The sequence below is a fragment of the Pseudarthrobacter phenanthrenivorans genome (assembly GCF_000813845.1).
GTDB classification, from domain to species: domain Bacteria; phylum Actinomycetota; class Actinomycetes; order Actinomycetales; family Micrococcaceae; genus Arthrobacter; species Arthrobacter phenanthrenivorans_B.
This window is the reverse complement of record NZ_JWTB01000039.1, coordinates 28,529-48,094: the sequence shown is the minus strand read 5'-3', so window position 1 is coordinate 48,094 and position 19,566 is coordinate 28,529. Positions and strand designations below refer to the sequence as shown.

At 67.0% G+C, this 19,566-nt stretch carries 24 protein-coding genes; 13 read left to right on the top strand and 11 right to left on the bottom strand.

The window, feature by feature from the left end; translation table 11 throughout:
- Positions 1 to 115 precede the first annotated feature (115 nt).
- Together RM50_RS17845 and RM50_RS17840 are read right to left on the bottom strand one after the other, a co-directional pair.
- On the bottom strand, positions 116 to 931 hold the full coding sequence (locus tag RM50_RS17845) for a carbon-nitrogen hydrolase family protein (RefSeq protein WP_043455438.1): 816 nt from the start codon (positions 929 to 931) through the stop codon (positions 116 to 118).
- A 79-nt stretch (positions 932 to 1,010) separates the two neighbouring features.
- A complete protein-coding gene (locus RM50_RS17840) occupies positions 1,011 to 1,247 on the bottom strand; it encodes a DUF2630 family protein (RefSeq protein ID WP_043455532.1) in 237 nt (78 codons plus the stop codon).
- 85 nt (positions 1,248 to 1,332) lie between these two features.
- Between RM50_RS17840 and RM50_RS17835 the strand changes: the two genes are divergently transcribed.
- Complete coding sequence (locus RM50_RS17835; protein ID WP_043455436.1) at positions 1,333 to 1,731, top strand: hypothetical protein; 399 nt, start codon at positions 1,333 to 1,335, stop codon at positions 1,729 to 1,731.
- Positions 1,732 to 1,750: 19 nt separating this feature from the next.
- Here RM50_RS17835 and RM50_RS17830 read toward each other — a convergent pair whose 3' ends face one another.
- From RM50_RS17830 to RM50_RS17820, 3 genes are read right to left on the bottom strand one after another with little or no spacing between them, the layout of a single operon-like run.
- A complete protein-coding gene (locus RM50_RS17830) occupies positions 1,751 to 2,083 on the bottom strand; it encodes a DUF202 domain-containing protein (protein ID WP_043455433.1) in 333 nt (110 codons plus the stop codon).
- Between the two features lie 4 nt (positions 2,084 to 2,087).
- Positions 2,088 to 2,489, bottom strand: a complete 402-nt coding sequence (locus RM50_RS17825) for a YidH family protein (RefSeq protein WP_043455431.1) — start codon at positions 2,487 to 2,489, stop codon at positions 2,088 to 2,090.
- A gap of 22 nt (positions 2,490 to 2,511) precedes the next feature.
- Positions 2,512 to 2,871: a YnfA family protein gene (locus tag RM50_RS17820; protein ID WP_043455429.1), complete on the bottom strand. Its 360-nt coding sequence runs from the start codon at positions 2,869 to 2,871 to the stop codon at positions 2,512 to 2,514.
- A 54-nt stretch (positions 2,872 to 2,925) separates the two neighbouring features.
- Between RM50_RS17820 and RM50_RS17815 the strand changes: the two genes are divergently transcribed.
- From RM50_RS17815 to RM50_RS17805, 3 genes are all read left to right on the top strand, one after another.
- Positions 2,926 to 3,972 (top strand): LLM class flavin-dependent oxidoreductase, encoded by a 1,047-nt coding sequence (locus RM50_RS17815; protein ID WP_043455426.1) that lies wholly within the window; start codon positions 2,926 to 2,928, stop codon positions 3,970 to 3,972.
- Between the two features lie 125 nt (positions 3,973 to 4,097).
- Positions 4,098 to 5,192, top strand: coding sequence for a ferredoxin reductase (locus tag RM50_RS17810; RefSeq protein ID WP_043455424.1), 1,095 nt, complete (start codon positions 4,098 to 4,100; stop codon positions 5,190 to 5,192).
- Positions 5,193 to 5,205: 13 nt separating this feature from the next.
- Complete coding sequence (locus tag RM50_RS17805; RefSeq protein ID WP_043455422.1) at positions 5,206 to 6,375, top strand: fatty acid desaturase family protein; 1,170 nt, start codon at positions 5,206 to 5,208, stop codon at positions 6,373 to 6,375.
- A 72-nt stretch (positions 6,376 to 6,447) separates the two neighbouring features.
- Here RM50_RS17805 and RM50_RS17800 read toward each other — a convergent pair whose 3' ends face one another.
- On the bottom strand, positions 6,448 to 7,536 hold the full coding sequence (locus tag RM50_RS17800) for a cation diffusion facilitator family transporter (RefSeq protein ID WP_052260334.1): 1,089 nt from the start codon (positions 7,534 to 7,536) through the stop codon (positions 6,448 to 6,450).
- Positions 7,533 to 7,910: an ArsR/SmtB family transcription factor gene (locus RM50_RS17795; RefSeq protein ID WP_043455526.1), complete on the bottom strand. Its 378-nt coding sequence runs from the start codon at positions 7,908 to 7,910 to the stop codon at positions 7,533 to 7,535. The genes RM50_RS17800 and RM50_RS17795 overlap by 4 nt, the downstream gene beginning before the upstream one ends.
- Positions 7,911 to 8,068: 158 nt before the next feature.
- On the opposite strand from RM50_RS17795, the gene RM50_RS17790 reads away from it, so the two are divergent.
- Positions 8,069 to 8,908 (top strand): alpha/beta fold hydrolase, encoded by an 840-nt coding sequence (locus tag RM50_RS17790; RefSeq protein WP_043455420.1) that lies wholly within the window; start codon positions 8,069 to 8,071, stop codon positions 8,906 to 8,908.
- A 112-nt stretch (positions 8,909 to 9,020) separates the two neighbouring features.
- On the opposite strand, the gene RM50_RS17785 is transcribed toward RM50_RS17790, so the two are convergent.
- Together RM50_RS17785 and RM50_RS17780 are read right to left on the bottom strand one after the other, a co-directional pair.
- A complete protein-coding gene (locus RM50_RS17785) occupies positions 9,021 to 9,461 on the bottom strand; it encodes a response regulator transcription factor (protein WP_043455418.1) in 441 nt (146 codons plus the stop codon).
- A gap of 65 nt (positions 9,462 to 9,526) precedes the next feature.
- Positions 9,527 to 10,270, bottom strand: a complete 744-nt coding sequence (locus RM50_RS17780) for a GAF and ANTAR domain-containing protein (RefSeq protein ID WP_043455417.1) — start codon at positions 10,268 to 10,270, stop codon at positions 9,527 to 9,529.
- 255 nt (positions 10,271 to 10,525) lie between these two features.
- On the opposite strand from RM50_RS17780, the gene RM50_RS17775 reads away from it, so the two are divergent.
- The 4 genes from RM50_RS17775 (at position 10,526) to RM50_RS17760 (ending at position 14,965) form a co-directional block, all read left to right on the top strand.
- Positions 10,526 to 11,119 carry an adenylate kinase gene (locus RM50_RS17775; protein WP_043455415.1) on the top strand — a complete coding sequence of 198 codons (594 nt, stop codon included), beginning with the start codon at positions 10,526 to 10,528 and terminating at the stop codon, positions 11,117 to 11,119.
- Between the two features lie 46 nt (positions 11,120 to 11,165).
- Positions 11,166 to 12,056: an NAD-dependent epimerase/dehydratase family protein gene (locus tag RM50_RS17770; protein ID WP_043455412.1), complete on the top strand. Its 891-nt coding sequence runs from the start codon at positions 11,166 to 11,168 to the stop codon at positions 12,054 to 12,056.
- 194 nt (positions 12,057 to 12,250) lie between these two features.
- Positions 12,251 to 14,071: a S8 family serine peptidase gene (locus RM50_RS17765; protein ID WP_043455409.1), complete on the top strand. Its 1,821-nt coding sequence runs from the start codon at positions 12,251 to 12,253 to the stop codon at positions 14,069 to 14,071.
- Between the two features lie 96 nt (positions 14,072 to 14,167).
- Positions 14,168 to 14,965, top strand: coding sequence for a phosphatase PAP2 family protein (locus tag RM50_RS17760; protein ID WP_043455407.1), 798 nt, complete (start codon positions 14,168 to 14,170; stop codon positions 14,963 to 14,965).
- Positions 14,966 to 15,011: 46 nt separating this feature from the next.
- Here the strand turns inward: RM50_RS17760 and RM50_RS17755 are convergent, their stop codons facing one another.
- Positions 15,012 to 15,329: a MerR family transcriptional regulator gene (locus RM50_RS17755; RefSeq protein WP_043455405.1), complete on the bottom strand. Its 318-nt coding sequence runs from the start codon at positions 15,327 to 15,329 to the stop codon at positions 15,012 to 15,014.
- Positions 15,330 to 15,469: 140 nt separating this feature from the next.
- Here RM50_RS17755 and RM50_RS17750 point away from each other — a divergent pair, with 140 nt between their 5' ends.
- The 4 genes from RM50_RS17750 to RM50_RS17735 all read left to right on the top strand — a co-directional run bounded on the left by RM50_RS17750 (position 15,470) and on the right by RM50_RS17735 (position 18,435).
- Complete coding sequence (locus RM50_RS17750) at positions 15,470 to 15,895, top strand: Hsp20/alpha crystallin family protein (protein ID WP_043455523.1); 426 nt, start codon at positions 15,470 to 15,472, stop codon at positions 15,893 to 15,895.
- A gap of 65 nt (positions 15,896 to 15,960) precedes the next feature.
- Complete coding sequence (locus RM50_RS17745; RefSeq protein ID WP_043455403.1) at positions 15,961 to 16,317, top strand: J domain-containing protein; 357 nt, start codon at positions 15,961 to 15,963, stop codon at positions 16,315 to 16,317.
- A gap of 41 nt (positions 16,318 to 16,358) precedes the next feature.
- Positions 16,359 to 16,736, top strand: a complete 378-nt coding sequence (locus RM50_RS17740) for a hypothetical protein (RefSeq protein ID WP_043455401.1) — start codon at positions 16,359 to 16,361, stop codon at positions 16,734 to 16,736.
- 97 nt (positions 16,737 to 16,833) lie between these two features.
- Positions 16,834 to 18,435 (top strand): glycoside hydrolase family 1 protein, encoded by a 1,602-nt coding sequence (locus tag RM50_RS17735; protein WP_043455521.1) that lies wholly within the window; start codon positions 16,834 to 16,836, stop codon positions 18,433 to 18,435.
- Positions 18,436 to 18,448: 13 nt separating this feature from the next.
- Here the strand turns inward: RM50_RS17735 and RM50_RS17730 are convergent, their stop codons facing one another.
- The gene (locus RM50_RS17730) at positions 18,449 to 19,552 is read right to left on the bottom strand and encodes an App1 family protein (RefSeq protein ID WP_240471996.1); all 1,104 of its coding nucleotides are present in this window, start codon (positions 19,550 to 19,552) and stop codon (positions 18,449 to 18,451) included.
- Positions 19,553 to 19,566 lie beyond the last annotated feature (14 nt).

The following is a 19,566-nucleotide window of genomic DNA, read 5'->3' as shown; positions in this document are numbered from 1 at the left end:
CTGAGACCGGTAAACGGGGCAGATCGTCCCCTCAACTTCCCCGGAATGGCGGGGCCACACGGCCCGCCCTGGGTGAGGTCCGGCGTCGGATGCCTTTTAGCCTTCTGTTTCCTGGCTATGAACGGCGGCTCACCGTGCTGAAGTGGCGGGCGTTGGCCAGCACCGGCAACTTTTCCCTCACGTCAGCAACGGTGGAGGGGTCGATATCGACGACGGCGAGTTCCGGCTTTCCGCCGAGGGCCACCACCGCTTTGCCCAGGGGCGTGACAACGGCACTGTGGCCGATTCCGGTCGGCGCCGTTCCTGCGGGCCCCGCGCCGGTGGATTCGGGGTCACCCTGGCCGCAGGCAATAACGAACGTGGTGCTGTCCAGTGCCCGGGCACGGACCAGGAGGTCCCACTGCTCGGCCTTGCCTTCGCCGGCTCCCCAGGACGCGCAAACGATATTCACCTGTGCACCTGCAGTGGCGTTGGCCGTGAACAGGGCCGGGAAGCGGATGTCGTAGCACGTGGCCAGGCCGAACACGGTGCCTTCCAGCTCGAAGGTTACCGGTGCCTCCCCGGCGTCGACGGTCCGGGACTCGGCGAAACCGAAGGCGTCGAAAAGGTGGACCTTGTCATAGGAAGCCTCAACTCCGGGGCCGGTGACCAGCAGTGTGTTGCGGACGCGTCCGTCCTTTCCCGGGGTGAACATCCCCGCCACGATCGTGATCTCCAGCTCCCTGGCGATCCGGCGGACCTCGCCGGCCCACGGACCGTCCAGCGGTTCTGCAATGTCCTTGAGGGAGTGGCCGAAGGCCCGCATTGTCGCTTCGGGGAAGACCACCAGCCGGGCGCCGGCATTGCTGGCCTGGGCGGCATACTCCCACACCAGCTCAAGGTTGGCTGCGGTGTCGGCACTGCTGATGATCTGGGCTACGGCGATACGCATGGAAAAGACTCAATCTGTGGGTAACGGAAAAAGGGTGCCGGGCTGGTGACCCGGGCACCCAGGACGGTCCAGGCTGCGGCTACTGCCGGTAGCCTTCAACCTCGCTGATGGGCCGGGCCTCGGCGTCGTTCGGGTTTTCCCCCGAGTCCTTCTTGGCGCGCCGCTGGCGAAGCAGGTCCCAGCACTGGTCCAGGCTTTCTTCCACATACTTCAGGCGGGCCTGGTCCGGCGCCTGCCCGTTGCCCGAGCCCTCGCGCAGGGAGTGCTCCTCCTCCACGAGGGCCTGGATGTGCGTCAAAATGTCCTGATCGTTCATGGCTTCCCCTTCCTCCGGTCCGGTCCCCTTCAGCGTACGTATCAGGTGCTGAAGCCACCAGTCCCCGCGCTGTACCATCAGTTTCATGCCCACTGCGCTCGATATGGCAGGTCCCATCCTGGAAGTGCTCACCTGGTTGTGCCTGCCCGCGGGGCTGGGCCTGCTCTTCTACACCGGGTTCCTCCGCCGTTTTGTCCACCCCTGGGACGTGGCCGAGGCCGTGGTGTATTCCGATTCCACCGGTGTGGGCTTCCGCTGGTTCGACCGGAAGCACAACGTGCACAACGCCCCCATGTCCCCCTACGACATCAGGGACATGGCGGTGGGGGACACCCTCCCGATCTACTACCATCCCAACCGCCCCACGCAGTGGCAGACCACCGCGCCGGAGGAGGCGGGGCGCACAGCCTCCGTCCTTGGCCGCTGCCTGACGGCAATCGGCGCGGTGGCACTTTTGGGCGGCTTTGTCCTGCCGATGTTCTAAGGCAGGTACCCCGGTGCGGTCAGCCGGCCAGGACCACAACAATACCCAGCCCGCCGAGCACCACCCCGGCCAGCGCAGTCCACAGCACCGCGGACAGGTCCGCTTCGATGCTCTCGCCGGCCAGGCCGTGGGACCGTGCCCGGTAGCGGCGGCGTTGGGTGAGGTAGATGGCGAGCGCGGTGCCGCCGGAAACCACCGGCAGCACCAGGATGGGCGCCCCGTAGGTGGGAAGCCAGCGCAGGAAGAAAGCGCTCGCGGTCACCAGTGCCAGCATGGTCCGGCCCCACGCAAGCGCCGTCCGTTCAGGCTGCAGGCCCGGATCGCCGTGCGGATTGGGTGCGTGGGGCGGCACAGGGTCAGCGCCAAAGGATGAAGACAAGGACGACGGCGGCCGCGAGCGCCCCTGCCCCGGCCAGCAGGGGAACAAAGAACGGCAGCGGCAGCGGGGCCTTGGTGCGCATGCTTCGTTCCACCCGCAGCCACCGGACGGCGGCGCCGCCGCTGAGCATCATGCCCAGCAGGAGCAGGAGGACCGCCAGCCCCTTGCGGACGGGCTCAATGAAAAGCCCAGAGGTGAACGCCTCGATGGCAATCCCGCCTGCCAGCAGCGCAAGTGACGTGCGGATCCAGGCCAGGAAGGTGCGTTCGTTGGCGAGGGTAAAGCGCGGATCCGGTTCCTCGCCGCCGGGCAGCAGCCGTTCGGCGAGCCTTCCGCGCGACGGCGTGACGGGCCTGGGCGGCTGCTCGCTGTTGTCCACCGGGCCAGTTTAGCCGTGGCTGCTAACTGCCACTCCGCGGGGCAAACATGATCACCGCTACGCCGAGCAGGCAGACCAGGGACCCGGCGATGTCCCACCGGTCCGGCCGGAAGCCATCAAAGGCCATGCCCCACGCCAGGGAACCGGCCACGAACACCCCGCCGTACGCGGCGAGGATCCGGCCGAAGTGCGCGTCCGGCTGGAGGGTGGCCACAAAGCCATACGCACCCAGCGCGACCACGCCCAGCCCGGCCCACCACCAGTCCTTTCCTTCCCGGACGGCCTGCCACACCAGCCAGGCCCCGCCGATTTCCGCTGCAGCGGCCAGCACGAACAACACGACCGTCTTGAGGACGCTGACGGTTTCCCCTGGAATACCCACGCAGCCATCATGCCAGCCGGGAATTCAGCCGCCGCCCCCACGGTTGGGGGAAGTATGGAGCGCATCGGATTCCTTTCATTCGGCCACTGGGGCCCCGGCCAGGGTTCCCGCACCAGGACGGCGGCGGACGCCCTGCTCCAGGGGATCGACCTTGCCGTTGCCGCTGAAGAACTGGGCCTGGACGGCGCCTTCTTCCGGGTCCACCATTTCGCCCGGCAGCAGGCGTCGCCGTTCCCGCTTCTTTCAGCCATCGCCGCCCGCACCAGCCGCATCGAAATCGGTACCGGCGTGATCGACATGCGCTACGAGAATCCTCTGTACATGGCGGAGGAAGCCGCGGCCGCGGACCTGATCAGCGGCGGCAGGCTCCAGCTGGGCATCAGCCGCGGCTCACCCGAGCCTGCACGGGAAGGTGCGGCGACGTTTGGCTACCGGCCGCAGCCGGGGGAGAGCGATGCCGACATGGCCCGCCGGCACACCGCTGTCTTCCGCAAGGCCATCACAGGGGCGGGCATGGCCGAGGCCGATCCCAGGTATGCCGGCGGGGCCACCGGGCTGCTTCCCGTCCAGCCACAGTCCCCGGGCCTGTCGGAACGGATCTGGTGGGGCGCCGGGAGCAGGAAGACTGCCGTGTGGGCCGCCGAACTCGGCATGAACCTGATGAGTTCCACCCTGCTCACCGAGGACACCGGGGTTCCATTCCACGAACTCCAGGCGGAGCAGATCCAGCTGTTCCGGGAGGCATGGGCCGCGGCAGGCCACACCCCCATGCCCCGAGTCTCGGTCAGCCGCAGCGTTCTGCCCATCGTGGACGAAGAGGACAACTACTACTTTGCCGGCAGCGCGCTCCGCGATGGCCGTGACCAGGTGGGTGTCATTGACGGGCTGACGGCCAGGTTCGGCAAGAGCTACGTGGGGCCGCCGGACGTCCTGGCAGAACAGCTCGCTGCCGACTCCGCGGTGCAGGCCGCGGACACGCTCCTCCTGACCGTTCCCAACCAATTGGGCGTGGAGTTCAACGCCAAGCTCCTGGGCAACATCGCAAAGTACGTGGCCCCTGCCCTGGGATGGAGCCGAAAGGACGCCGGGAACCTTTTGTGAGACCGAACCGTTACTCTTAAGAGTGCGGCGTGGGGGCTTCGCGCCCACCAACTAGCGTGTGACTGCGGAACGGTCATATGACGGAGAGAGAGAAATATGGCTCGCACCGCTCTAGGCTTACCCGTATGATCCGGCTACGACAGCTGGCCCAGGCGGCCTCAGTGCTCACTACCCCTTTGGCGCCCGAAGATATCCTGGCGCTGTTCAACCCTGTCTACTCGGCCCGGCAATTGCGCGGCGTGGTCACCCGGGTGGTCCAGGAGACCGCCCAGTCGGCCACCATCTTCTTCCGCCCCGGCCGCGGCTGGAAGGCGCACCTGGCAGGCCAGTGGGCCCGCATCGGCGTCGAACTCGACGGTGTCCGCCACTGGCGCTCCTACTCCCTCAGCGCTCCCGCCGGCAAGGACCCGGCCATCACCGTCACCGATGTCGGCGCCGTGTCCGGCACGCTGGTGCGCACCACGAAGCCCGGGGACGTGCTGTTCCTGGCCCCGCCCCAGGGCGACTTCGTGCTTCCTGAGCACCCGCGCCCCCTGCTCATGGTCACCGCGGGCAGCGGCATCACCCCGGTGATGTCCATGATCCGTACGCTCGTTCCCCGCCGCCCGGATGCCGACGTCGTCCTGGTCCACTCGGCCCGCACCCCGGATGACAGCCTGTTCCGCGAGGAGCTGGCCGAGCTCGCGGACCAGTTCCCCAACTTCCGGCTGGCGCACTGGTACACCGGCGAGCAGGGCCGCATGGACTTTTCCAGCACCAGGGAGCTGGACGCGATCTGCCCCGACTGGAAGGAACGGGCGGCCTACGCCTGCGGTCCGGACAGTTTCCTGGACGACGCAGAGGCGCTCTGGAAGCGGGCACTGACCGCCAAGGCTCCCGGCTCCGACGTCGCCGTGGCCGGCGACCCCGGCAACCTGATGATCGAGCGCTTCAACACCACCTTCAACGCGGGCGTAGGGCACGACGGCGGCCTGGTCACCTTCGAAGCCTCCGACCGCGAGGTGCAGGCCGACGGCGACACCCCCATCCTGGACGTCGGCGAGGACGCCGGGGTGCTGATGCCCAGCGGCTGCCGGATGGGCATCTGCCACAGCTGCCTTACACCGCTGCTTGCCGGGCAGGTCCGGGACCTGCGTACCGGGGAAATCCATGGCGAACCCGGCCAACTGATCCAAACGTGTGTCTCGGCAGCCGCCGGACCCGTAAACCTCGAAATCTGAGGAGCACCACGGAATGTCTGTAATCACACCTACCAAGGTCACCCCCGCGGGAAGCTCGAGAACGCGCCCCGGGAAGCTCGCCGAATCGGGCAGCCCCACCGTCCGGCCGCCGGCCGCCGCGCACCTCAGCGACGAGCAGGTAGCGGAGCTGGGCCGCGAGCTCGACGCCATCCGGGACGAGGTCCTGGCCAAGCGGGGCGCCGAGGATGCCGCCTACATCCGCCGGATGATCAAGATCCAGCGCGGGCTCGAGATCTCCGGCCGGGCCGCCCTCCTGGTCAGCAAGAACAAGGCTGCCTGGGTCACCGGCACCACCTTGCTGAGCCTGGCCAAGATCCTGGAGAACATGGAACTGGGCCACAACATCCTGCACGGCCAGTGGGACTGGATGCGCGATCCCGATATCCACTCCACCACCTGGGAATGGGACTTTGTCACGCCGTCGCGGTCCTGGCAGCACACGCACAACGACCTGCACCACCGCTGGACCAACGTCGTCGGCAAGGACAACGACGTCGGATACAACCTGCTCCGCATGGACGAGAACCAGCCGTGGAAGCCCATCAACCTGGCCAACCCCTTGTTCAACGCTGTCCTGGCCCCCATCTTCGAATGGGGCATTGCCATCTACGACCTTGAGCTGACCGAGTACAAGGAAGGCACCAAGTCCAAGGAGGCCCTCCACAAGGACCTCAAGGCGCTCGGCAAGAAGGTTGTCACCCAGTTCACCAAGGACTATGCAGCAACCCCGGCGGTCGCCATGCTCACCGGGTCCGCGAAGCAGGCCCTCTTCGGCACGATCGCAGCCAACGCCATCCGCAACGTCTGGGCCCACGCGGTGATCTTCTGCGGCCACTTCCCGGAAGGAACCGACACCTTCACCGAGGAAATGGTGGACGGCGAAACCCGCGGTGACTGGTACGTCCGCCAGATGATCGGCTCAGCAAACATCTCGGGCTCGAAGTTCATGCACCTCATGACGGGCAACCTGTCACACCAGATCGAGCACCACCTCTTCCCGGACCTGCCCTCGAACCGGTACGCCGAGGTGGCGCCCCGGGTCCGCGAGATCTGCCAGCGGTACGGCCTGAAGTACACCACCGGGCCGCTGCTGAAGCAGGTCGGCTCCTCCTGGGCAAAGGTCTTCAAGCTTGCGCTGCCTGGAAAGGCCGCCCGCGCCTGACCCCAGGCACTGCAACGCAGGAGTGACCCCGCCGGCGCTGTCCGGCAGGGTCACTCCTGCGTTTAAGGCCTGTCAGCGCCGCGTTGTGGTGGCGGGGGCCAGCAACATGTGGTCCAGCTTGGGCAGTGCGTGCCTGAGCCGGTGGTCGGCGTGGTGGACGACCTCCTCCGCCTGCGACAACCCGGTATCGGCGACGTGGAGCAGGGCCGAGCCCTGCAGCCGGTGCCCGGACCAGCGCAGTTGCAGGTTCTGCACCGCAAGGACGCCGGGCGTTCCGGCCAGTGCGGCCTCGGCGCGTTCCACCAGGTCCGGTTCGATGCCGTCCATGAGGCGCCGGCCGATGCTGCGGACGGTGCCCCAGAGCAGCACGACGATGGCGGCCGAGATGAGCAGGCCCACGATCGGGTCCGCGAGCGGAAAACCGAGCATGACTCCGACGGCGCCGATCACCACGGCCAGCGAGGTGAAGCCGTCAGTGCGGGCGTGCACGCCGTCAGCCACCAGCGCCGCGGAACCGATCCTGCGGCCCACCCGGATGCGGTAGATGGCCACGGCTTCATTGCCGGCGAAGCCGATCAGCCCCGCAGCCATGACCCAGCCCAGGTTCTGCAGCGGCTGCGGATGGACCAGCCGGTCCACCGACTGCCAGCCGGCCACGACGGCGGAAAGTGCCACCACCGCCACGATGAACAGGCCGGCCAGGTCCTCGGCCCTGCCGTAGCCGTACGTATACCGGCGGGTGGCGGCCCTGCGGCCCATAATGAAGGCGATCCACAGCGGCACCGCGGTCAGGGCATCCGAGAAATTGTGGATGGTGTCCGCGAGCAGGGCAACCGAACTGCTGAACAGGACCACGAGGAACTGCAGCACAGTGGTGGCCAGCAGGACAAACATGCTGATCTTCAAGGCCCGGATGCCCTCGGCACTGGCCTCCATGGCGTCGTCGATCGAATCAGCGGCGTCATGCGTATGCGGCACGAACAGCTCGAACAGCCACCCCTTGAAGCCGGAATGATGCTGGTGGCCGTGCCCGTGAGGGTGGTCGTGGCTGTGGTCGTGGTCATGACCGTGCTGGTGGTCGTGGCTGTGGTCGTGCCCGTGGCCGTCGTCGTCATGGGGATGGCTGTGCGGGTGCGTGGACTCCCGGTGCGGCCCGGTCATGAGGCGTTCCCCTGCAACTGGTGGTGCTGTGCGCGGTGGTGGGCCGGCTCTCCGCCAAGGGCGTGCTCGGCCTGGAAGATGGCGTCGGCCACCAACTGGCGGGCATGCTCGTTCTCGAGCCGGTAGAGCACCCGGGTTCCGTCCTGGCGGGTGGAGACCATCCTTGCCAGGCGCATCTTGGCTAGGTGCTGCGACACTGCCGCGGGGGACTTGCCCACCACATCCGCCAGCGCGCCCACCGCCATCTCGCCGTCCCGGAGGGCCAGGATGATCCGCACCCTGGTGGCGTCGGCCAACATGGCAAATACCTCCACGGCCAGTTCCACGTATTGGCTGTCGACCCCGAGGGAGCAACCGTTCGTATCTGCATTCATGCGCATATAGTGTCACAGCTGCACCGGGCGGCGCATCCTGCCCTGCGGCCGCCATGGTTCCCGGCGTCGTCGCATGCCCCGGGCGCCCCTAGAGTAGGAAGTGCACGGGCAGGGCGCCCTGCCTCCCGCTTGGTCAGTCTCGAAAGGAATCACCCCCGATGGCTTTCATCACCGTAGGTACTGAGAACAGCACTGATATCGAGCTCTACTACGAGGACCACGGCTCGGGCCAGCCCGTCGTGCTGATCCACGGCTATCCCTTGGATGGATCATCCTGGGAAAAGCAGACTGCGGCGCTGCTGGCAGCCGGCTACCGGGTCATCACTTATGACCGCCGCGGCTTCGGCAAGTCCAGCAAGCCCGCCGAGGGCTATGACTACGACACTTTCGCGGCGGACCTCAACAGCCTGCTGACCACCCTGGACCTGAATGACGTGGTGCTGGTGGGCTTCTCCATGGGCACCGGCGAGGTGGGCCGCTACCTGGGCACCTACGGCTCCGCCCGCGTGGCCCGGGCAGCGTTCCTTGGTTCCCTGGAGCCCTACCTGCTCAAGACCGATGACAACCCCGACGGCGTCCCGCAGGACGTGTTCGACGGCCTTCTGGAAGCAGTCACGGCGGACCGCTACGCCTTCTTCACCGAATTCTTCAAGAACTTCTACAACTCCGACACGTTCCTGGGCACCCCGCGCCTGAGCCAGGAAGTGATGAACGCCGGCTGGAACCTGGCCACCGGCGCGGGGGCCACTGCCTCCGTGGCCGCCCAGCCCACCTGGCTCACCGACTTCCGCCAGGACATCCCCAAGATCGATGTCCCGGCGCTGATCGTGCACGGCACCGCGGACAACATCCTGCCCATCGACTCCACCGGCCGCCTCTTTGCCAAGGCGCTGCCAGGCGCTGAGTATGTGGAGATTGAAGGCGCCCCGCATGGGCTGCTGTGGACGCACGCCGCGGAAGTCAACGAGGCACTGCTCGGCTTCCTCTCAAAGCAGTAAACCGGAACGTGAACGGCGACGGCGGGATCCCGCCGTCGCCGTTTGTCTTTGCATGATTACCAGCGCGGTCCGCCGCCCGGCCAACGCGCTGTAGCGGGATGTGCCCGCGATGCTACTCCTGTGAGACAGGAAGCGGAGATACCGGCGCCGCGGAAACAGGCGGTGGCGAGGCAGGGGACGCCTCAACAACCGCAGGGCACAGCTGCAGCGCGAGCTCCTTGAGTTCGGTTGGCCGGAACGGTTTGGTGAGGTAGGCGGCCGCACCCGATGCCATGCCGGCCAGGATGTCATCTTCCTCGGACCGGGCCGACAGGAACAGCAGGGGAGCCTCGCTGAGGGCACGGATGGCCCGGGCCACCACATGCCCGTCCATGTCCGGCAGGCCAAGGTCCAGGGTGACCAGGGAAATGGCGGGATCAGCAGCGGCGGCAATGCCCTCCGCGCCCGTGCCCACTGCCCGCACCTCGAAGCCGGCGCGCGAGAGGACCACGGCAATCAGTCCACGGATATCGTCGTTGTCTTCCACGACAAGGCAAACACGCTGCTGTTCCATCAAGCCCCCCGGCGAAAAGTTGGCACCAGTCTACCGGCGCCGGGGAAGCGGCGGGGATTTTCCGCCTAGCCGTCGTAGTGTGTCCGCGCCGGGCCCTGCCCCAAGGCGTTGACCACTGCGGCCGCCACCTCGTGCAGCTTGGTGTTCCGGGTGCTGGAGGCCGTCCGCAGGATCTCGAACGCGTCCTGCTGGCTGCACCGGTTCTGCGCCATGATGATGCCCACTGCCATGTCGATAACGGTCCGGGACTCCAACGTGGCGCGGAGGTTCGCGGCCGTCTCACTGTAGTGCGCAAACCGCACTGCAAGCCTGAGTGCCAGCGATGTCTGCCGCACGAAATCCTCGGCAAACTCCAGCACACGGCCTTCAAAACGATGGGGACGGCGGGAATACAGCAGCAGCGCCGCCTTGGTTTCCCCCTCCAGCCGGAACGGAACCGCTGCGACGGAACGGACCCCGTGGCCGGCCACGGCGGCGGCATAATCCGGCCACCGGTCGTCCTGGGCAAGGTCGGGAGCGTGGACAGTTTCCTGGGAAGTGGATGCCGTCATGCCGGGGGTCTCGGAGAACCGGTGTTCCAGCCGCCCTAGGGACGTCGCTTCCTCGCTGCTGCTGGCGATGGTGGCAGCTTTCCGCTGCCGGAGCAGGGTGATGGCGCAGAGCATCTCATCGCCCGGCTCGGAGAGATTGCGCGCGGACACCCGCGCCAGCTCATTGAGGAAGTCCTCAACATCGGAGCTGTTGAGGACCAGTTCATGCAGGTGTTCACTAACGGATGTATCGGTTTTTGCTGTTGACTCGCTGGCCACGGTTTTCTGGTGCCATTCGCTCAGGTCAAAACGAGCCCGCAACGCACCAACACCCCGCTGCTGGGCAGGGGCCGGTGATGGTCGCTGGATCGACGAACTTTCCAACGGCCTGCTGCTAAACCGATAACCAGAGTATATACAACCGCACAGGCAGGAAGGCGTCACACCGGCCGGCCCGTCCCTGCCGGAGGCTGGTGCCGAAGCGCGGCAGCGGGCAGAATGAAGCGGGACCCGCCGTGGGGGAAGGACATGAACATGACCAGGCTTCTCATCATCGGTCCGCCGGGCTCCGGCAAGGGGACGCAGGCCGAACGCCTGGCCCGCCACTTCGGAGTTCCTGCCGTTTCCACCGGGGATATCTTCCGGAGCAACGTCGCCCGGGAGACGGAGCTTGGCAACAAGGCTGCAGGCTATCTCGACGGCGGACAGTTCGTCCCGGACCACCTCACCAACGCCCTGGTCAAGGACCGACTCCTGGACCATGATGTCCGCCAGGGGTTCCTGCTGGACGGATACCCCCGCACCGCGCCACAGGCGGCAGAACTGGACACCATGCTCGCCTCGCAGGGCTGCAGCCTGGATGTTGTCATTGAGTTGCAGGCGCCCGACGCGGAACTGGAACAGCGCATGCGCCGGCGGGCGCTCGAGCAGGGACGGACTGACGACACCGTGGACGTCTTCCGTCGCCGCCTTGACCTCTACCACCGGGAAACCCATGAAGTAGTCTCGGTGTACGCGCGCCGGGGCATCCTGGTGTCCGTCAACGGCAGCGGCGACCCGGGGGAGATCACGGGTTGGGCGATCGCCGCCGTCGAAAAGTTCCTGGCCTCTCCCCGGCCGCCGGCCTGACCCAAGCACCGCACGTGAAACGCTGACCCAACAGAAGGAACCACTGATGAGAATTGCCGTTACTGGCGGAAGCGGAAAACTTGGACGCCATGTAGTGCGCCGGCTCACCGGGGACGGGCACCAGGTCCTCAACCTGGACCGGGCAGGGGACCGGAATCCGGGCCTGCTGGTGGTCGACCTGCGCAACTACGGCCAGGTTGTGGATGCACTCCTGGGCGTGGATGACCGGCATGAGGGGTTCGACGCCGTCGTCCACCTGGGAGCCATCCCCGCCCCGGGTATCCTGCCGGACGCAGCCACGTTCGAGAACAACATGCTGTCCACCTACAACGTCTTCCAGGCGGCGCGGCGCGCCGGCATCAAGAAGGTCGTCTACGCGTCCAGCGAGACAGTCCTGGGGCTGCCGTTCGACATCGATCCGCCCTACATTCCGGTGGATGAGGAATACCCGCCGCGGCCGGAGAGCACCTACTCACTGGTGAAGCGGCTGGAGGAGCAGATGGCCGTGGAGATGACGCGGTGGGACCCCGAACTCAGCATCACCGGCCTGCGTTTCTCCAACGTCATGGACGAGGCCGATTATGCCCGGTTCCCCTCGTTCGATGCGGACGCGACCCTGCGGAAGTGGAACCTGTGGGGTTACATCGACGGCCGCGACGGCGCCCAGGCCGTGGTGCGGGCCCTGGAGAACGCCAAGCCGGGATTCGAGGCCTTCATCATTGCCAACGCGGATACGGTGATGAGCCGGTCCAGCGCCAGCCTTGCCGCCGAGGTCTTCCCCGCGGTGAAGGTCACCAAGGAACTGGGCGAGCACGAGACCATGCTGTCCATCGACAAGGCGCGGCGCCTCCTCGGCTTCGAGCCCGAGCACAGCTGGCGGAACCACGTGCCGGAAGGAACGGGCACCACCGGCGGCGGTGCCGAAAGCCAGGAATAAGCGGTCAAAAACGCCGGCCCGCAGGAATCGCCAAGGGTTGGCACAGGATCATCCAAGGAGCCGGAAGCAGTGCGCTTCCGGCTCCTATCCTTTTGGTACAGCCAACAGGTTGCCGGTAACCGGGGTGGATTTGCCCGTCCCGGCCGGCCCGCCCCGCTACCTCAAGGACCCCCAAAATTCGTACCCGATCCTTCGTGCCGCCCGTCCTCACGGCCCTGCTCTCCGCAACCGCCCTTTCCGCGGTGTCCCTGCCCGCAGCCGCTGCCCCAGCGGTGCCCGGCGATTCCGGCAGCCCAACCGGCCGCTACATCATCCAGTACGCCGCCACTGCCGACGTGGCCGCAGAGGTGTCCGGACTGCGCGGCCAGGGCCTCGCCGTCGGCCGTACCTTCGAGCATGCGATCCGCGGCGCCGTCGTCACCGCAAACCCTGCCCAGGCAGCAGCCCTTGCCAAATCCGGGAAGGTGCTGTCCGTGGAGCCCGACGCCCCCGTCAAGATCTCGGCCACCGAGCAGCCAGCCCCCTGGGGACTGGACCGGTCAGACCAGCGGGCCCTTCCCCTCTCCGGCTCCTACTCCTGGACCGCCGCCGGCGCGGGAGTCACCGCATATGTGGTGGACACGGGCATCCTGGCCGCGCACACCGACTTCGGCGGCCGGGTGGCTGCCGGCTGGACAGCGGTGGCGGACGGCAATGGCACCACGGACTGCAACGGCCACGGAACCCACGTAGCCGGCACTGTCGCCGGGGCCACCTACGGGATCGCCAAGAGCGCCACCCTGGTGCCGGTGAGGGTTCTCGACTGCAGCGGATCCGGCTACAACTCCGACGTCGTCGCCGGCCTGGACTGGATCGCGGCCAACCACGCCGCCGGAACGCCCGCTGTCGCCAACCTCAGCCTCGGCGGAGCCGCCAGCAGCACCGTGGACAGCGCCATCCAGGCGGTCCTGAACGACGGCGTGACCACGGTTGTCGCGGCCGGCAACTCCGCCGTGGACGCCTGCACCGGTTCGCCCGCCCGCGTCCCCGGCGCCGTCACGGTCGCGGCCAGCGACTCGGGCGACAAACAGGCATCGTTCTCCAATTTCGGATCCTGCGTAGACCTCTACGCGCCCGGCGTCGGCATCACCTCCGACTACTACACCTCCACCACTGCCACGGCATCCATGTCCGGAACCTCCATGGCCGCCCCCCACACCACCGGCGCCGCCGCCGTGCTGCTGTCGCAAAACCCGGCCCTGGCCCCGGCCGACGTTGCCGCGGCTCTGGTCTCCAACGCCACGTCCGGCGTGATCAGCGGCGCCACCACGGGCACCCCGAACCGCCTGCTGTATACCGGAACGGGCGCAACCGCTCCCGGCCCTGCCCCGGTCCCTGCCCCGACGGCCAGCGCTGTATCGCCCGCTGCGAACGCCACGGCAGTGGCCACGGGAAGCAACGTGGCAGCTACGTTCGGCACCGATGTCCAGGGCGTCTCCGGAGGAACCTTCGTCCTCAGGAACGCGGCAGGCAGCACCATCGCGGCTGCCGTCACGTACAACTCCACCACCAGGACGGCCACGCTTGATCCGGCTGCCACCCTGGCCGCCGACGCAACCTATACCGCCACCCTGGTGGGCGGAAGCTCGGCAATCCGGGATGCGGCAGGCACGCCGCTGGTTACAACCAGCTGGTCGTTCACAACAGGCCCGGCACCCACTGTCACCAGCTACTCACCCGGCAGCAATGCCCTCCTGGTCCGCCGAAGCAGCAACGCCAGCGCCACCTTCAGCGAGGCAGTCCAGGGCGTGGGCACCAGCACCTTCACCCTGAAGAACGCCGCCACCGGAAGCATCGTGGCAGCAACCGTCTACCGCAACGGAACCACCAACCAGTGGATCCTGGACCCGCAGGAACCCCTGGCCGCCAAGACCCGCTATACGCTGACGCTGGCCGGGGGAGCAGCCGGCATCCGCGACCTCGCGGGCAACCCCCTCGCAAGCCGCAGCTGGCAGTTCACCACCGGATCGTTCTGACCGCGTGATGGAGTGATTGGTCCGTTCCCGGGATAATCTTCAGCCTAGGCAATCATCACGGCACGCGTTCACCGCGGCATAGGGACGGGCAGCACAGTGGCACAGAAATCAGCAGGGTCCGCAGTCACGGAACAGAATACCGGCAGGTGGCATGCCTTCCACGAGAAGTTCGTGGTTGAGGAACGGTATGTGGACCCTGCAGACCGGCGGCGCCTCTACCGCGCATCCGTCATCCTGGCCGTGGTGGGGCTGGCCCTCTTCATCGCCATCCTGGTCAGCGTGGTGCAGGCTGACGGCATTTCTGTTGTCGATGCCCCGGTGCGCGAAGCGCTGCTGACAACGCGTTCAGGCGCCCTCACAGCCGTCATGATCTTCCTGGCGGTGCTGTTTGGCCCCATCGCACTGCCGATCATCGTCCTGGTGGTGATCCTGGTCTGGGGATTCGCGGCCAAGCACGCGTGGCGGCCCATCCTGCTCGCGTCCGCCATGCTGACCGGGGTCATCGTTTCGCAGATCATCCTGCATATCGTCCAGCGCTCCCGGCCGCCAGTGGACCAGATGCTCTTCGGGGCGGACCAGACCTTCTCATTCCCGTCCGGGCATGTCCTGGGTGCCTGCGACTTCCTGCTGGTGGGGGCCTACCTGATCTTTTCCCGTCGCCGGAACCGGCGGGCGGCGGTGCTTGGATTCGTCGGCGCCGGCATCGGAATCTTCCTGGCCATCGTCAGCCGGCTGTACCTGGGATATCACTGGACCACGGATGCGCTCGCGTCCTTCTCGCTGTCGCTGCTTATCCTCGGCGGGGTCATCGCGCTCGATACCTGGCGGACAGCGAGGATTCCGGGCGAGCCGGTCACCGGAGAACTGTCGAAGGCCGAACTGCCCCGCGAGTAACCGGCAGTTGGGGATAGCTGCGAGGGGCACCGCTGAAGCGGCCGGCTTACTGCTGCCGCGACCTGGCGCGCTTGAGGGCACGGTGCAGTTTCATGTTCGCCGCCTCCAGTTCCAGGACCTTGGCAACGCCTGCCAGGTTCAGTCCCTGTTCGAGGAGTTGGCCGATGCGCATCAGTACGGCGATGTCATCGTCGCTGTACTGGCGTGTTCCGCCGGCCGTCCGTGATGGCGTCAGCAGGCCTTTGGTCTCATACAGCCTGATGTTCTGCTGGCCGGTCCCGGTCAGCTCGGCCGCCACCGAGATGGCATACAGCGCCCGTGACCCTGGCGAACGGGCGGCTTTTCCTCCGTCCGGATCTGCCATATTTCCCTCCCAAAAACGCCTGTCGGCTGCCTTGCTTCAGTTTCCCACGAGTGCTATAAAAAATCTATATCCACCACCATAGATTAGGCGGTGCTGGATAGACGCAGATCAACACTTGGAAGCCGAAGGAGTGGGAAATGATGTTGATGCGTACCGACCCGTTCCGTGAGCTGGACCGGCTCACGCAGCAGGTCTTTGGAACCGCTGCACGCCCGGCGGCCATGCCTATGGACGCCTGGCAGGAAGACGGCGAATTCGTGGTCGCGTTCGACCTTCCCGGCGTGAAGGTGGAGTCCCTGGACCTGAACGTCGAAAAGAACGTCCTGACGGTGCGGGCCGAGCGCAAGGATCCCACGCAGCCCAACGTGGAACTGGTGGCTTCGGAACGCCCCCGCGGCGTCTTCAGCCGGCAGCTCATCCTGGGTGACACCCTGGACACCGAGAAGATCAAGGCCAGTTACGACCAAGGTGTCCTCACCCTGCGGATTCCGGTGGCGGAGCAGGCCAAGCCGCGGAAGATCGAAATTGAGACCCACCAGCACGGGAAGCAGGAGATCGGCACCTAGGGCACGGTTTTCCCGCCGGTACCCCCGCCCACCCGCGGGGGCGCCGGCGGAAACAGGAGGCTGGGATGAGTGAGGTCCCTGATTACTACGCCATCCTCGGCGTGGGCCGGGATGCCACCCGGCAGGAAATCTCCCATGCGTACCGTGCCCTCATGCGCAGCCACCATCCCGATATGGGCAGCGGGCAGGCAACCAGGGGCAAGGAGGCGGTGGGACCCCCCGCGCAGGAGGATGTGCTTCTCCGGATCATGCAGGCATTCTCAGTCCTGCGCGATCCAGGGCGCCGCGCCGAGTACGACCGGAAACTGGCCGCAGCGGAGCCCACCATGATTCCGGTCCGGAAAGTCCGCGGCACCGGCGGACCTTCAGGACACACCATCCGTGTCACCCCGGTGCGATGGGAAAGCGGACCCTGGTCCTGACAGGGCCGCGGGGCCAACCAGCCAAGGAGGCGGAAGACTGCATGAGCGAGTGGCGGCGTTATGACTCACACCTGATCCCTGCATTCCATGAGCGCTTCGAGCAGCGGTGGGGTGCGGGCACCGCGCCTTTCCTGGATCCGGAAGCGCATGAACAGCCGCTGCCGCGGGCGCAGTGGATCAATCCTGCCACCGGCGCAGCGCTGGCGGTGGTCCCGGTGTGGACGGCGGACGAGCGGCAGCAGCGTTCCTTCGGTGTGTTCTACCTCCCGCCGGCGGGGGATATCTGGGTGCTGCGGCCGGGCTATACCGGGTACCTTGAGCCGTCCGACGGCGACACGGAGCACCTGGTGACCCTCCGCAACGACGCCTTCCGCAAGGCAGTGGCGCACGCCAAGGAGTTCCTGTTCGGCTCGCAGTAGCAGCCGGAGCCGGATGCAGGGTGCTGCTCGTCAGCCGCCCCCCGCTGTGACATTCTGGGACGTACCCCTGACCACCGTGACCAAAAGGCTGGACCACATGCACATCTCCGCCAAGGACCTCGCAGCGCTCATCCCCCCGGGGTTCACGCTTGGCGTCGCAACCGCAGCATTCCAGATCGAAGGGGCGCTGGACGAGGACGGCCGCGGACCCGCCGGCTGGGACAGGTTCGCCGCCCGGCCCGGTGCGATCGTGGAAGACCACAGCCCGGTGGTGGCCACGGACCACTACCACCGGATGCCGCAGGACGTGGCACTCCTGAAGCAGCTCGGCGTCGACTCCTACCGGTTCTCCTTCTCCTGGCCGCGGATCCAGCCCGGCGGCACCGGGCCGGCAAACCGTACCGGCCTGGCGTTCTACGACCGGCTCCTGGATGAGCTCCTGGCCAACGGGATATCACCCATGGCCACCATCTACCACTGGGACACTCCGCTGGAGCTGGACGAGGCGGGCGGCTGGATGAACCGCGACACCGCCTACCGCCTGGGCGAGTACGCCGCCCTCGTGGCGGAGGCCTTCGGGGACAGGGTGGCCCGCTGGGTGACCATCAATGAACCGGCCACCGTCAGCGCCAACGGCTACGCATTCGGGCTGCACTCGCCCGGCAAGGAGCTGGCCCTCGGTGCCTTCCCCACGGTCCACCACCAGTTGCTCGGGCATGGGCTCGCCGTCCAGGCCCTGCGCGCCGCCAGGGTGCCGGGGGAAATCGGCATGACCAACGTGTACTCGCCCATGGTGCCGAACTCGATCAACCCGCTGGACAGGATCAGCGCCGGGCTGATGGACCTGGGCCAGAACCGTCTATACGCAGACCCGGTCCTCACGGGCAAGTACCCGGACCTGATCCGGGCAGCCAAGTTCTTCAGCTCCTTCGACCACCCCGAAGAGGACCTGGAGATCATTTCCCAGCCGCTGGATTTCTATGGGCTCAACTACTATATGCCCACCAAAGTGGCGGCGGGCCCCGGCGGCGGTACCGTGCCGTCAAGTATGGCGGAGGCCATGGGCAGCGACCTCAGCGCAACGGGCAGCGGCGCAACGCCGTTCCACGTCGAAACCTGGCCGGAAGCGGACATCACGGCCTACGGCTGGCCCGTTAAGCCGGAGTACATGGCGGTGGCACTGAAGGAGATGGCAGACCGGTACCCCAACCTGCCGCCCGTGATCATTACCGAGGGCGGAGCGAGCTTCGAGGACATCATCGTCCGGGACAAGTCCACCAACACCCGGTTCATCCCGGACGAGCGCCGGCTCAAGTACATCTCCGACCACCTCGAAACCGCCCTTCGCGCCACCGCTCCGGGTGGTGTCGCCGAGTCCATTGACCTGCGCGGCTATTACGTGTGGTCGTTCCTGGACAACTTTGAGTGGTCCGCCGGCTACAACCAGCCTTTCGGCCTCCTGCACGTGGACTTCGAGACGCTCGAGCGGACGCCCAAGGCGTCGTATTTCTGGTTCCAGGAGCTCATCGAGGAACGCGACCTGGCCGCGGCGGCAGGGGCAGCCATCGCCCAGGCGCTGGTTCCGGACCTGGTGGACACTGACCAGGAAGCCGGCAGCGACGACCTGCCGGGCGGCAAGGGCCTGGTGGGCAGTGAAGCGCCCGACGACGGTGCGCCCCTGGGTGCCGGGGCCCAGTAACGGAAGGGCTGGGTCAGCCCCGGAGCAGGTCCAGCATGGCCAGTTGCTTTGCGATGCCGGCGCCGTCGGGGGAGTAGATCCACGGTACCCGGGACGTTGTGTGGTCGCCGTCCTCGGAGTGGCCGCCGGCAAAGACCGACTCGCTGACGGACAGCTGCCGGATGGCGATCGCGGCCACCTTGTCCGGGTGGTCTGCGGCGAAGGCGGAGTAGATGGCCTCGTCATGCTGGCCGTTGTCGCCGATCAGAAGCCAGCGCATGTCCGGGAATTCCTGGGCCAGCCGCTCCAGGTTGCGGCGCTTGTGGTCCTGCCCGCTCCGGAACCAGCGGTCCTGGGTCAGGCCCCAGTCGGTCAACAGCAGCGCGCCCTTGGGGTACATGTTGCGGTTCAGGAAGCGGCCCAGCGTAGGGGCGGCGTTCCACGGACCGGTGGAGAGGTAGATGACAGGGGCCTCAGGATGCTCGATGGTCAGCCGGTCCAGCAGTACCGCCATGCCCGGTGTGGCCATGCGCGCCCGCTCGCTGAGCACGAAGGTGTTCCACAACGCCAGGAAGGGCCTGGGCAGGGCGGTCACCATGACGGTGTCGTCGATGTCGGACACGATGCCGAACTGCACGCCGGGGGCGGTTACCTGGATCAGTGCCTCCGCCGGTTCGGTTCCCTCGGCACGCAGGACTGCGGTGTGCCAGCCGGGGGAGAGCTGCACGTCCACCTCGGTGTCGATCAGCCCGCCCCGGTCCGCCGTGACGTGGGTGACGACGTCGCCGATGGCGATTTCGACGTCGGTGAACTGCAGCGGCACCCCCGTGAACGCCCGCCAGCCGCGGATGTTCTGGTTGCCGTTCTTCGCTTCGTGTTCGGCCTTGCTCCCGGGCAGGGGCTTCTGCGTCAGCAACACGCGGCCCAGTACGCGCACCCGGGTGGTTGATCCGTAGCCCTGGTACGCAATGGTCTGGGGCACGAATTTCCAGCGCCTGGCCAGCTGGATCCGGACGTCGTTGACCGCGTCGGACAGCCTGTGTGCCAGCCGGAAGAACTGGCCTCCGGACAATGCGTCGTGGCCCTTGCTGTTGTGCCGGGCCGTGTCCTGGGCGGGGTTCTGCGGAGCCGTGTCCATGCCACCACTCTGCC

Excerpts from the sequence above, each read along its gene's own strand:
- RM50_RS17845 (WP_043455438.1), bottom strand. The coding sequence starts at position 931 with ATGCGTATCGCCGTAGCCCAGATCATCAGCAGTGCCGACACCGCAGCC.
- RM50_RS17840 (WP_043455532.1), bottom strand. The coding sequence starts at position 1,247 with ATGAACGATCAGGACATTTTGACGCACATCCAGGCCCTCGTGGAGGAG.
- RM50_RS17835 (WP_043455436.1), top strand. The coding sequence starts at position 1,333 with ATGCCCACTGCGCTCGATATGGCAGGTCCCATCCTGGAAGTGCTCACC.
- RM50_RS17815 (WP_043455426.1), top strand. The coding sequence starts at position 2,926 with ATGGAGCGCATCGGATTCCTTTCATTCGGCCACTGGGGCCCCGGCCAG.
- RM50_RS17810 (WP_043455424.1), top strand. The coding sequence starts at position 4,098 with ATGATCCGGCTACGACAGCTGGCCCAGGCGGCCTCAGTGCTCACTACC.
- RM50_RS17805 (WP_043455422.1), top strand. The coding sequence starts at position 5,206 with ATGTCTGTAATCACACCTACCAAGGTCACCCCCGCGGGAAGCTCGAGA.
- RM50_RS17800 (WP_052260334.1), bottom strand. The coding sequence starts at position 7,536 with ATGACCGGGCCGCACCGGGAGTCCACGCACCCGCACAGCCATCCCCAT.
- RM50_RS17795 (WP_043455526.1), bottom strand. The coding sequence starts at position 7,910 with ATGAATGCAGATACGAACGGTTGCTCCCTCGGGGTCGACAGCCAATAC.
- RM50_RS17790 (WP_043455420.1), top strand. The coding sequence starts at position 8,069 with ATGGCTTTCATCACCGTAGGTACTGAGAACAGCACTGATATCGAGCTC.
- RM50_RS17785 (WP_043455418.1), bottom strand. The coding sequence starts at position 9,461 with ATGGAACAGCAGCGTGTTTGCCTTGTCGTGGAAGACAACGACGATATC.
- RM50_RS17775 (WP_043455415.1), top strand. The coding sequence starts at position 10,526 with ATGACCAGGCTTCTCATCATCGGTCCGCCGGGCTCCGGCAAGGGGACG.
- RM50_RS17770 (WP_043455412.1), top strand. The coding sequence starts at position 11,166 with ATGAGAATTGCCGTTACTGGCGGAAGCGGAAAACTTGGACGCCATGTA.
- RM50_RS17755 (WP_043455405.1), bottom strand. The coding sequence starts at position 15,329 with ATGGCAGATCCGGACGGAGGAAAAGCCGCCCGTTCGCCAGGGTCACGG.
- RM50_RS17750 (WP_043455523.1), top strand. The coding sequence starts at position 15,470 with ATGTTGATGCGTACCGACCCGTTCCGTGAGCTGGACCGGCTCACGCAG.
- RM50_RS17745 (WP_043455403.1), top strand. The coding sequence starts at position 15,961 with ATGAGTGAGGTCCCTGATTACTACGCCATCCTCGGCGTGGGCCGGGAT.
- RM50_RS17740 (WP_043455401.1), top strand. The coding sequence starts at position 16,359 with ATGAGCGAGTGGCGGCGTTATGACTCACACCTGATCCCTGCATTCCAT.
- RM50_RS17735 (WP_043455521.1), top strand. The coding sequence starts at position 16,834 with ATGCACATCTCCGCCAAGGACCTCGCAGCGCTCATCCCCCCGGGGTTC.
- RM50_RS17730 (WP_240471996.1), bottom strand. The coding sequence starts at position 19,552 with ATGGACACGGCTCCGCAGAACCCCGCCCAGGACACGGCCCGGCACAAC.